Source organism: Geminicoccus flavidas (assembly GCF_009806515.1).
Lineage (GTDB): Bacteria > Pseudomonadota > Alphaproteobacteria > Geminicoccales > Geminicoccaceae > Geminicoccus > Geminicoccus flavidus.
This window is the reverse complement of the sequence record NZ_WUJP01000408.1, coordinates 1-10,348: the sequence shown is the minus strand read 5'-3', so window position 1 is coordinate 10,348 and position 10,348 is coordinate 1. Positions and strand designations below refer to the sequence as shown.

Sequence of the window (10,348 nt, the reverse complement as noted above, 5' to 3'; positions counted from 1 at the left end):
TCTTGGCGATCGCCTGCATCCTCCTGTTCGCCCGGCCGCTGCCGCTCTTGGGCATCACCATCTACGCCACGCCCTGGATCATCCTGTTCGCATACATGGCGCGCTTCCTCCCAGTCGTGCTGAAGCCGCCGCTGGCAGCACTCGCCCAGCTCGAGCGCGCCCAGGAGGAGGCGGCGGCCCTGGATGGGGCCGGGCCGCTCGCCCGGCTGTTCCATGTGGTCCTGCCGGCAATCTGGCCCGCGGTCACGGCCGGCGGGCTCCTGGCCTTCCTCCTGGCATTCAACGAGCTGACCGTGTCGGCCCTCTTGTGGACTGCCGGCACCGAGACGCTGGGGGTGGTGCTGTTCTCGCTGGAGGAAGCCGGCCTGGTCAGCGAGGCCAGTGCGGTGGCGCTCTCGGCCACTGCGGTAGTGGTGCTGCTGGTGGTGGCGATCGACCGGCTCGGCGACCGGCTGCCGGCAGGAACGCTGCCCTGGCGGTTCTGAGCCGCCGTTCTCAAGCGCTCACGACCTTCTCACGCAGCTGTGTCCGGATGTGTCCCCGATGCGGCAATGGCGGGCGATGCGCGGCCGGCGCCGGCCCGCGATCGTCCGGGTGCTCCGCACGTGCAAGGCGACCCGGCGTGCGGTGCGTGTCGCTGGCCGACAGGATCAACGGGTGCGCTCCCGGCATGAGAAACCGGCAGCATGATCCTGTCCCTTCAGTGGATTTCCGAGCGGGTGCGTCCGTGCGACCGGGCGACCTCCCTCGCCACTGCAAGCTGACCAGCTCTACCTTCCCAGTCAGGAACAATCATGGCGCTCATCTTCGGTACCCCAGGCGACGACAAAGACCCCCCGATCCCCGGCACGCCGGAAGCGGACGAGATCCATGCCCTGGAAGGCAACGACCGGATCTTCGGCGGGGCGGGCGACGACCTGCTGTTCGGCGAGGCCGGCGACGACCTCATGCTGAACGGCGAGGATGGCGATGACCGCATCTACGGCGGCGACGGCAACGACAAGGGCATGTATGGCGCAGGCGGCAACGACATCGTCGATGGCGGGGCCGGCAACGACGACCTGTTCGGCAACAACGGCGACGATGTCCTGCGCGGCGGTGACGGCCTGGACCGCCTGATGGGCGGCGACGGCAACGACGTCATCATTGCCGGCGCCGGCAGCGACCGCGCCTATGGCGGCAATGGCAGCGACATCATTGCCAGCGGCGAGGGTGACGACATCGCCTGGGGAGACCGCACCGCCGTCGGTGTCGAGCCCACCGTCGGGGCCGCCGACCGGATCTTCGCCGGCGAGGGCAACGACCAGATCTTCGGCGAGTTCGGCGACGACAGCCTAGACGGTGGCGCCGGGGATGACGTCATCTACGGTGGCAGCGAGACCCTGACCGTCAACACCGGCAACGACATCGGCACGGGCGGTGCCGGCAACGACACGATCCATGCCGGCGACGGCGACGACCGGTTCTTCGGCGCGCTCGGCGACGATCAGTTGTTCGGCGGGGACGGGAATGATCAGCTGTTCGGCGGCCTGGGCAACGACACCCTCGATGGCGGCGCTGGCAACGACACGCTGGATGGCAAGGACGGCAATGACCAACTGCTCGGCGGCGACGGCGACGACAAGCTGACCGGCGGGACCGGCGACGACATCCTGAACGGCGGCGCCGGGGCCGACGAGATCAACGGCCAGGCGGGCAACGACACGCTGACCGGCGGGGCGGGTGCCGATATCTTCGTCGTCCTGCGCACCGAAGGCGACCAGGACACCATCGCCGACTTCGAGATCGGCACCGATACGATCTCGCTGCGCGGCGAGGGCAACACGGTCGAAAACGCGATCGCCAATGCCAGCGTGGTCGAGGGCAACACCGTGCTCAACCTCGGGCTGAACCACACCCTCACCCTCACAGGCGTGACCGGGGTGGATGCCAGCTGGTTCGGCTGAACTGGGTTCCGGCTCGACCGGGAGCCCCGGCCGTACAGGCGGCCGGGGCTTTTTTTGTCCCGCCGGGTCAGGCGGTGCTGTGGCGGTGGCGCCGGGCCTTGGTGCGGTTGCCGCAGGTGGCCATGTCGCACCAGCGCCGCGAGCCGTTCCTGGTGGTGTCGAGGAACAGCCAGCCGCAGTCGGCGGCCGGGCACTGCTTCAGGCGGGCGAGGTCGCCCTGGCGGAGCAGGTCGAGGGCGGACCAGGCGATCGGACCGAGGATGGCGGCTGTGGCCGGTGCCGCGGCAAAGCGCAGGCTGCACCGGCCGCTCTCGTCGGGTGCGAGTTGGGCTTCTGCCAGCGCTGCGGCGGAAACCTGCCGGAGCGTGGCGAGATCCGGGGCGGCCGGGGTGCGGCGCTGGGCGATGGCGCTGCCGACCCGGTGGATGGCTTCCCGCAGGCCCAGTGCCGCTTCCAGCAGGGCCTGCGCCGCCTTCGGGTCGGCGGCCAGGGTGGCGTGTAGCGACCCGGCCAGTTCCGGCGGCAGGACAGAAGCGTGGACCGACCAGTCCAGGAGGTGGCGGGGAGCCTGGAGGTGTTCGATCGGCTCCGGCAGATCGCGGCCGCCGGCGGTGTTGGCAAAATCCAGGGCCAGCACGCCGCCCACCAGCGCCAGGCTGCCTGCACGCGATTGGGCCAAATCGTTCTCCACCAGCCGTCACGGTGGAACGTAACCGGCTAAAAGCTGTTGAGCGGTTATAAGATGTGGGGACGCCGAGTTCCTCCTGCCTTTACCTCCGCCCGCTTCAGTGCGGATGTCCAAGGAGCAACCACGCGGCCCGCCATCGGATCCGACTGGCTAGCCTTGAGGAGACGCAGCTTGCAGTTTCAGCAAGAACGGGCCGGGCAGCACCGCAGTGATGCCGCCGACCGGGCGGTGCGGCACCAGTTCGTCACGGTCGACGGCATCCGGACCTTCTATCGGGAAGCCGGTCCGGCGGACGGGCCGGTGGTCCTGCTGCCGCATGGCTATCCATGCTCGTCCTTCCAGTACCGCCAGCTCATGCCGCGGCTGGCCAACCGCTGGCGGCTGATCGCCCCGGACTTCCCTGGCTTCGGCCACAGCGCCACGCCGGACCCGGCCGAGTTCTCCTATACGTTCGATGGCTACGCCGGCTTTCTGCACCGCTTCACCCAGGCGCTGGAACTCGGACGCACGGCCCTCTACCTGCACGACTATGGCTCGCAGATCGGGCTGCGGCTGGCGATCCGACGGCCCGAATGGATCGCGGCACTGATCATCCAGAACGGCGACATCTACGCAGACCAGCTCGGCCCAAAATATGACGGGCTGAAGGCGTACTTCGCTGCTCCTTCGGCCGAAGGGCGGCGGAAGCTGGCGGCGGCAGTGAGCGAGGCGGGCTTTCGCGACGAGTTCCTGAACGATGTCCGGCCCGAGCTCGTCTCCCGCATCAGCCCGGACCTCTGGCAGCTCGCCTGGGCGCAGCTGAACCATCCGGTGCGCCGCGAGGTCATGGTCGCGCTGATGGAGGGCCTGCGGGAGAACCTCGAGTGGTTTCCGCGCTACCAGGCCTATCTGCGTGAGCACCGCCCGCCGGCCCTGATCGTCTGGGGGCCGCAGGACGGCTACATGCCGGAAGGGGCGGCGCGGGCCTATCTGCGCGACCTGCCGGATGCCGAGCTGCATCTGTTGGACGGCGGCCACTGGCTGCTGGAGACCAACCTGGACGAGGTCGCAGCACTGGCACGCTGCTTCCTGGAACGCCACCATGCGGGAGACCGGACATGAGCGATGCGAGCGGGCCTGCCATTGCCCGGATCTGGCGGGGCAGGGTGCCGGCAGCACGGGCCGACGAGTACGAGGCCTACCTGTTCGAGCACGGCATCCGGCCGCTGATCGAAAAGGCAATGGGCGTGCAGTCGCTGCGCGAGGACCGGGCGGGCGAGACTGAGTTCGTCACCATCTCCTACTGGGAAAACGTGGAGGCGATGGCGCGCTTTGCCGGCAGCGATCCCAGGCGGATCCATCATCTGGAGCGCGACCCGGAATTCCTGATCGAGCTGCCGAAGGACGTGCAGATCCTCCAGATCCGTTCCGCGCATGGCCGGACGGGCGGGAGCGTGGCGTGAGGCCCGGGAGGGAACATGGATGGAGCGTGCGCGTTCTCCGCAGGTGAGCGGCAGCCAGCGGAGAATTGCCATGCAGCACCTGACGCCGGAAATGAAGTCGTGCATCGAGGCGTGCCTGTCCTGCTACCAGACCTGCCAGTCGACCGCGATGGGCCACTGCCTGGAGGCGGGCGGCAAGCACACCGAGCCCGCCCATTTCAAGCTGATGATGGCCTGCGCCGAGATCTGCCGCACCTCGGCGCACTTCATGCTGATCGGCACGCCGCATCACCGCCATACCTGCCGGGAATGCGCCGAGATCTGCACCGAATGCGCCGACGACTGCGCGCGGATCGGCGACATGGAGGAATGTGTCGAGGCGTGCCGGCGCTGTGCGGAGAGCTGCCGGAAGATGGCCGCCTGATCAGGCGGCTTCGAGGATGATCGGCGCGTGGTCGGAGGCGGTCTTCGCCGCCCGGGGGGCTCGGTCGATGCGGCAGGCGGTCGCCCGGTCCATCGCCCGGGGCGACAGGAGGAAGTGGTCGATCCGGAGGCCGTGGCCCAGCTCGAAGGAACGGGCCTGATAGTGCCACCAGGAATAGTCCTCGCCGGCCGGGTTCAGCCAGCGATAGGCATCGTAGAAGCCGCGATTGACCACGCGGCGCCAGGCGGCGCGCTCGTCGGGATGGTAGCAGATCGAGCCGTCCCAGGAGGCGGGATCGTGGACGTCGCAGGCCTCCGGCGCCACGTTCCAGTCGCCGCCGACGATGACTGGCACGCCATCCTCGGCGAGCGCACTCATGCGGGCGCCGATCCGGTCGAAATAGCGCAGCTTGTAGGCGAACGAATCGGAGCCCACCGAGGTGCCGTTCGGCAGATAGAGCGAGGCAATCCGGAACGGGCCGACCGTGGCCTCGATCCAGCGGGCCATGGTGTCGCCGTCCTCGCCGGGCAGGCCGCGCACCACGTCCCGCGGCTCCTGCTTGGCCAGGATCGCCACGCCGTTGAGCGGGGCCGAGCCCCACAGCGCCAGGTGGTAGCCGCGCTCCTCGAAGGGGGCACGGGGGAACTTGTCGTCGGTGACCTTGGTCTCCTGGAGCAGGAGCACGTCCGGCGCCTCGGCATCGATCCAGCCGAGCAGGGCGTCCAGCCGGGCGCGCACGCCGTTCACGTTCCAGGCGACCAGCTTCATCATCGTCTTTCGAGCAGGGGCGTGAGCCGGGCTCACATCGCGAAGCTGGTGCCGCAGCCGCAGGACGACTTGGCGTTCGGGTTCTTCACCTGGAAATAGGAGCCGTTCAGGTCCTCGACGAAGTCCAGCTCCGAACCGATCAGGTAGAGGAGGGACATGCCGTCGATGACCACCTTCGCACCCTGCTTCTCGATGGCGATGTCGTCCGGCTCGTTCGCGGTGCCGAGCTCGAACTCGTACTTGAAGCCGGAGCAGCCGCCGCCGGAGACCCCGACGCGCAGGTGGCCGTCATCCATGCCCTCGCGCTCCAGGATCGCGCGGATGCGGCGGGCGGCGCTGTCGGAGACCTGGAACGGGTCGGGCCGCGGGTTCGCTTGCGACATGGGTTGCCCTTGATGATCGATCCGCCGCCTCATCGGCCGGCCGGATCACGAGGTCGGTGCCAATGAAGCCTGCACATCCCAAAGTAGGCAGCGGCCGTGTATTGTCAAACCAGGCCAGCGCCCGGGAGGCTGTCATTTCCGCACCTCTGCCCGCCGAATTTTCCCCGCGTGCCCCGTTCGCCGCGGACCCCGCCACAAGCCGCGGTCGGCTGGTGCCGGAGCCGGACAGCGCGCCGCGCTCGCCCTGGCAGCGCGACCGCGACCGGATCGTGCATGCCACCGCGTTTCGCCGCCTGGAGGCCAAGACCCAGGTCTTCGCCGTCCTGGACGGCGACCATTTCCGCACCCGGCTCACCCACACGCTGGAGGTGAGCCAGATCGGCCGCACGATCGCCCGGGCGCTTCAGGTCGACGAGGACCTGACCGAGGCGATCGCGCTCGCCCACGATCTCGGCCACAGCCCGTTCGGCCATGCCGGCGAGGAGGCGCTGGACGCCTGCCTGCGCGGGTTCGGCGGGTTCGACCACAACGTCCAGACCTTCCGGATCCTGACCCGGCTGGAGCGGCGCTATGCCGGGTTCGACGGGCTGAACCTGACCGCGGAGACGCTGGAAGGCGTGGTCAAGCATAACGGCCCGCTCAAGGGGGCCGTGCCGGCGCCGATCGCGGAGTGGCACCGCAGGCAGGACCTGCGCCTCCATCTGCAGCCCTCGGTGGAGGCGCAGATCGCGGCGCTGGCCGACGACATCGCCTATTGCAGCCACGACGTCGACGACGGATTGCGTGCCGGCTTCTTCCGCCTGGACGAGCTGCGCACCGTGCCGCTGGCAGCGCCGGTGGTGGACGAGGTGACCGCCCTGCGGCCGGGCCTGGAGCCGGCACGGCTGGCCGGGGAGATCCAGCGCCGCCTGATCGACCGGATGGTCCGCGATCTGCTGGCCGAGACCAGGGAGCGCCTGGCGGCACTGCATCTGGGCTCACCCGACGCCGTGGCCCTGGCGGACGGGCCCTGCGTGGCCTTCTCGCCGGCCACCCACGAGGCGGTGGTGCAACTCAGGACCTTCTTGCGCGACCGGGTCTGGCAACACTACACGGTCAACCGGATGACGCGGCGCGCCAAGCAGATCCTGCGAGCACTGTTCGATACTTTCTTCGAGGCGCCCGAATGCCTGCCGGAGGAATGGCGCAGCCGGGCCGGAGCGGCCGGCTCGCAGGCATGTGCCGAGGCGGTGCGTGACTACGTCGCCGGAATGACCGACCGATTCGCGCTCGACGAGCACGACCGTCTTTTCAGGATTGCCCGTACCCGACCATGAACCCGTTCGCGCTCATCGAAACCGAGATCCGCTCCGCCCTGGACCAGCTCGTGGCGGACGGCCGCCTGCCGGCCGGCCTGGACCTGGCCAAAGTCGCCGTGGAGCTGCCCAAGGATCCGGCGCATGGCGACGTGGCTTGCTCGATCGCCCTGATGCTGGCGAAGCCCGCGCGGATGAAGCCGCTCGACATTGCCCAGGCCCTGGCGGAGCGGCTGGAAGGGCGGGCGGATTTCCAGGACGTGGCGGTGGCGCCGCCGGGCTTCGTCAACATGCGAATGCGGCCCACCTTCTGGCAGGCGGTGATCCCGGCGATCCGCGCGGCCGGCAATGATTTTGGCCGGATCGACCTGGGACAGGGGCGGAAGGTCAACGTCGAGTACTGCTCGGCCAACCCGACCGGGCCGCTCCATGTTGGCCATGCCCGCGGCACGGTGTTCGGCGACGCTTTGGCCTCGATCCTCGAGCGGGTCGGCTATGGGGTGACCCGCGAGTACTACGTGAACGATGCGGGCGCCCAGGTGGAGACGCTCGCGCGCTCCTTGCACCTGCGCTACCGCGAGGCCCTGGGCGAGGACATCGGCGAGATGCCGGAAGGCTTCTATCCCGGCCAGTACCTGGTGCGGACCGCGGAGGCGCTGGCGGCGCGCGACGGGGACCGCTGGCTCGGCAAGCCCGAGGAAGAGTGGCTGGACCCGCTCAAGCGTTTTGCGGTCGAGGCCCAGCTCCAGGTGATCAAGGACGACCTGGCGGCACTCGGCGTCCATCACGACCTGTTCCTGTCCGAGCGCTCGCTGATCGAGGACGGCACCATGGATGCCGCGCTGGCGCGGCTGGAGGAGCTGGGCCTGCTCTATGTGGGCGAGCTGCCGCCGCCCAAGGGCAAGCCGTCGGAGGACTGGGAGCCGCGCCCGCAGCTTCTGTTCCGCGCCACCGCGTTCGGCGACGACGTGGACCGGCCGCTCAAGCGCTCCAACGGCGCCTGGACCTATTTCGCCGCTGATCTCGGCTGCCATTTCAGCAAGCTCCAGCGCGGCCACCAGTGGCTGATCGACGTGCTGGGTGCGGACCATGGCGGCTACGTCAAGCGGCTGAAGGCGGCGGTGAAGGCGCTCTCGCAGGACCAGGTCCAGCTCGAAGTGCGACTCTGCCAGCTCGTCAGCCTGATGGACGAGGGCAAGCCGCTCAAGATGAGCAAGCGGGCCGGCCGGATCGTGACCATGCGCGACGTGGTCGACGAGGTCGGCAAGGACGTGATGCGGTTCATGCTGCTGACCCGCAAGAACGATGCGCCGCTCGACTTCGATCTTTCCAAGGTCGTCGAGCAGTCGCGCGATAACCCGGTATTCTATGTCCAGTACGCCCACGCCCGGGTGCGCTCGGTGTTCCGCCAGGCCGAGCAGCGCGGTCTGGGAGAGCTGACCCAGGACCTGGACCGGGCGGACTTGGCGCTGCTGACCCATCAGGCCGAGCTCGACCTGCTCAAGCGGGCGGCCCTGCTGCCGCGGGTGCTAGAGGGTGCGGCCGTGCATGCCGAGCCACACCGGATCGCCTTCTGGTTGATGGAGCTCGCGGCGGAGCTCCATGGCCTCTGGACGAAGGGCTCGGAGGACGAGACTCTGCGCTTTCTCGTCGAGGCGGAGCCGGAGCGCTCGCGGGCGCGGCTGGCGATGCTGGAGGCGGCGCGCACCGCGATCGCGGCCGGCCTCGACATATTGGGGGTGACGCCGGTCGACGAGCTGCGCTGAACTGCCGTTCGACGCAGACCCGTCAGCGCGAAGAACTTCTTGAGAGAGCATGGCTGCAATGTCCGACGAATCGTTCGACGCCGCGCAGAAGGCCCTGAGGAACCGGGCGGTGGTCGACCTGGAGGAGCCGCTGCCGGACGAGCAGCCGACCCGCTGGTGGCTCCGGATCCTGGTGCTGCTGGTGTTCTTCGCGTTCGGCGCGATCGTGTGGCTGTCCTGGCAGGACAATGCCGGCGACGGCACGCCCGTGCTGGTGGCGGCCCCCGACGAGCCGATCAAGCAGCGGCCCGACGATCCCGGCGGCATGGACCTGCGCAACGACAACACCGCGATCGCCAGCGCGCTCGACCCGGACGGGAACCGATCGGACACCCAACCGCAGGTCGGCCCGGTGGTGGACAGCCGGCCGCCGGTCCGGCCGGTGGAGGAGGAGCTGCCGCCCTCGGCCGAGGTGAGCGAAGCGACGTCCGAAGTGGCGCCCGACGCGGCGCCCCAGACGGCCGGGGCGCCGCCGCTCGTCTCGATCGGCGACATCATCCCAACCGAGGATAACGGGGCGGGGCCCGAGCCGGCCGCGGGCTCGCCGGCCGCTGACGGACCTGCCGCCGGCGAGCAGGTGCCGCCGCCCTCGGTGATGGCGGTGGCACCCGAGCCGCCGGCCACGGCACCGCTGGTCACCGCACCGCTGGCACCGGTGCCGGCACCGGAGCCGGTGCCGGCACCCCGCGCGGCGCCGCCGGCCACACCCGCGCCGAGCCCAGCACCCGCGGCCGCTGCCGGGCCGATGCCGGTGGTCCCGCCGGCCGAGCCGCCGGCGGTGGTCGACACCACGCCCGTGCCGCCGCCGGCGCCCGCAGCACCGCCGCCCGCCCCACCGACAGTCGTCGCGACGGCGCCCGCGGCACCGGAGCCGGCCGCGCCGGCCGCGCGCAGCGGGGTGCGCATCCAGGTCGCCTCGCTCCGCAGCGAGGCGGACGCCAACGTCGCCTGGGACCGGGCGGCGCGAAAGCACCCCGACGTGTTCGCGGGCAAGCGCCGGGTGATCACCCAGGCGGAGGTCAGGGGCGCCACCTATTACCGTGCCCAGCTCGAAGGCTTCGCGAGTCGGGCGGAAGCGCAGGCGGCCTGCGAGGCGCTCAAGAGTGCCGGCAGCGACTGCCTGGTGGTCCGCTGATGCTGGCCGCGGTGATCGGCATCGAGGGTACCGCACTCACTGCGGCCGAGCGGCGCCTGCTGGCGAAGACGCCGCCCGCGGGCGTGATCCTGTTCGCGCGCAATGTCGCCGACCGGGCGCAGCTCCGTTCCCTCACCGATTCGATCCGGGCGGCGGCCGCCCCGTCCGTGCCGATGATCCTAGTTGACCAGGAGGGCGGGCGGGTGATGCGGCTGTGCCCGCCGGTCTGGCGCAGTCTGCCGGCCATGGCCGGGCTCGGCGCCCTGTTCGCCCGGCAGCCCGACCAGGCGGTGCAGGCCGCCCGCGCGGTCGGCCACCTGATCGGCAGCGATCTGGCGGAAGCCGGCATCGACGTGGCCTGCGCCCCGGTGCTGGACGTGGCGGCACCCGGGCTCACCGAGGCGATCGGCAGCCGCGCCTTTTCCAGCGACCCGTTCGTGGTGGCGGAGCTCGGCCGGGCGCTGGCCGAGGGGCTCCTGGACA

At 70.1% G+C, this 10,348-nt stretch carries 12 protein-coding genes; 9 read left to right on the top strand and 3 right to left on the bottom strand.

Annotation, left to right across the window (positions count from 1 at the left end; all coding sequences use genetic code 11):
- Nucleotides 1-485 (top strand): ABC transporter permease subunit (locus EQG76_RS11610; protein WP_159713515.1); only part of this gene is annotated, 485 nt, incomplete at its 5' end.
- 309 nt (nucleotides 486-794) lie between these two features.
- Nucleotides 795-1,946: a calcium-binding protein gene (locus EQG76_RS11605; RefSeq protein WP_159713513.1), complete on the top strand. Its 1,152-nt coding sequence runs from the start codon at nucleotides 795-797 to the stop codon at nucleotides 1,944-1,946.
- A 67-nt stretch (nucleotides 1,947-2,013) separates the two neighbouring features.
- Here EQG76_RS11605 and EQG76_RS11600 read toward each other — a convergent pair whose 3' ends face one another.
- The gene (locus EQG76_RS11600) at nucleotides 2,014-2,625 is read right to left on the bottom strand and encodes a CGNR zinc finger domain-containing protein (RefSeq protein ID WP_159713511.1); all 612 of its coding nucleotides are present in this window, start codon (nucleotides 2,623-2,625) and stop codon (nucleotides 2,014-2,016) included.
- A gap of 180 nt (nucleotides 2,626-2,805) precedes the next feature.
- Between EQG76_RS11600 and EQG76_RS11595 the strand changes: the two genes are divergently transcribed.
- From EQG76_RS11595 to EQG76_RS11585, 3 genes are all read left to right on the top strand, one after another.
- Nucleotides 2,806-3,735, top strand: coding sequence for an alpha/beta fold hydrolase (locus EQG76_RS11595; RefSeq protein ID WP_200840749.1), 930 nt, complete (start codon nucleotides 2,806-2,808; stop codon nucleotides 3,733-3,735).
- The gene (locus EQG76_RS11590; protein ID WP_159713509.1) at nucleotides 3,732-4,076 is read left to right on the top strand and encodes an antibiotic biosynthesis monooxygenase family protein; all 345 of its coding nucleotides are present in this window, start codon (nucleotides 3,732-3,734) and stop codon (nucleotides 4,074-4,076) included. The genes EQG76_RS11595 and EQG76_RS11590 overlap by 4 nt, the downstream gene beginning before the upstream one ends.
- Nucleotides 4,077-4,146: 70 nt before the next feature.
- Entirely contained in the window at nucleotides 4,147-4,479 is a 333-nt protein-coding gene (locus tag EQG76_RS11585) for a four-helix bundle copper-binding protein (RefSeq protein WP_159713507.1), read from the top strand.
- Here the strand turns inward: EQG76_RS11585 and xth are convergent, their stop codons facing one another.
- Both xth and erpA read right to left on the bottom strand, forming a co-directional pair.
- Nucleotides 4,480-5,250, bottom strand: a complete 771-nt coding sequence (gene xth / locus EQG76_RS11580) for an exodeoxyribonuclease III (protein ID WP_159713505.1) — start codon at nucleotides 5,248-5,250, stop codon at nucleotides 4,480-4,482.
- A gap of 29 nt (nucleotides 5,251-5,279) precedes the next feature.
- A complete protein-coding gene (gene erpA, locus EQG76_RS11575) occupies nucleotides 5,280-5,630 on the bottom strand; it encodes an iron-sulfur cluster insertion protein ErpA (RefSeq protein ID WP_159713503.1) in 351 nt (116 codons plus the stop codon).
- Between the two features lie 101 nt (nucleotides 5,631-5,731).
- On the opposite strand from erpA, the gene EQG76_RS11570 reads away from it, so the two are divergent.
- The 4 genes from EQG76_RS11570 to EQG76_RS11555 all read left to right on the top strand — a co-directional run.
- Entirely contained in the window at nucleotides 5,732-6,946 is a 1,215-nt protein-coding gene (locus EQG76_RS11570; protein WP_321573450.1) for a deoxyguanosinetriphosphate triphosphohydrolase, read from the top strand.
- The gene (argS, locus tag EQG76_RS11565) at nucleotides 6,943-8,691 is read left to right on the top strand and encodes an arginine--tRNA ligase (protein ID WP_159713499.1); all 1,749 of its coding nucleotides are present in this window, start codon (nucleotides 6,943-6,945) and stop codon (nucleotides 8,689-8,691) included. The genes EQG76_RS11570 and argS overlap by 4 nt, the downstream gene beginning before the upstream one ends.
- Nucleotides 8,692-8,749: 58 nt before the next feature.
- Complete coding sequence (locus tag EQG76_RS32975; protein WP_159713497.1) at nucleotides 8,750-9,865, top strand: SPOR domain-containing protein; 1,116 nt, start codon at nucleotides 8,750-8,752, stop codon at nucleotides 9,863-9,865.
- The coding region (locus tag EQG76_RS11555; protein WP_321573449.1) for a glycoside hydrolase family 3 N-terminal domain-containing protein at nucleotides 9,865-10,348 on the top strand (484 nt) is incomplete at its 3' end. The genes EQG76_RS32975 and EQG76_RS11555, both read left to right, overlap by 1 nt.

Coding starts and splice junctions, on each gene's coding strand:
- EQG76_RS11605 (WP_159713513.1), top strand. CDS start 795: ATGGCGCTCATCTTCGGTACCCCAGGCGACGACAAAGACCCCCCGATC.
- EQG76_RS11590 (WP_159713509.1), top strand. CDS start 3,732: ATGAGCGATGCGAGCGGGCCTGCCATTGCCCGGATCTGGCGGGGCAGG.
- EQG76_RS11585 (WP_159713507.1), top strand. CDS start 4,147: ATGCAGCACCTGACGCCGGAAATGAAGTCGTGCATCGAGGCGTGCCTG.
- xth (WP_159713505.1), bottom strand. CDS start 5,250: ATGATGAAGCTGGTCGCCTGGAACGTGAACGGCGTGCGCGCCCGGCTG.
- erpA (WP_159713503.1), bottom strand. CDS start 5,630: ATGTCGCAAGCGAACCCGCGGCCCGACCCGTTCCAGGTCTCCGACAGC.
- argS (WP_159713499.1), top strand. CDS start 6,943: ATGAACCCGTTCGCGCTCATCGAAACCGAGATCCGCTCCGCCCTGGAC.
- EQG76_RS32975 (WP_159713497.1), top strand. CDS start 8,750: ATGTCCGACGAATCGTTCGACGCCGCGCAGAAGGCCCTGAGGAACCGG.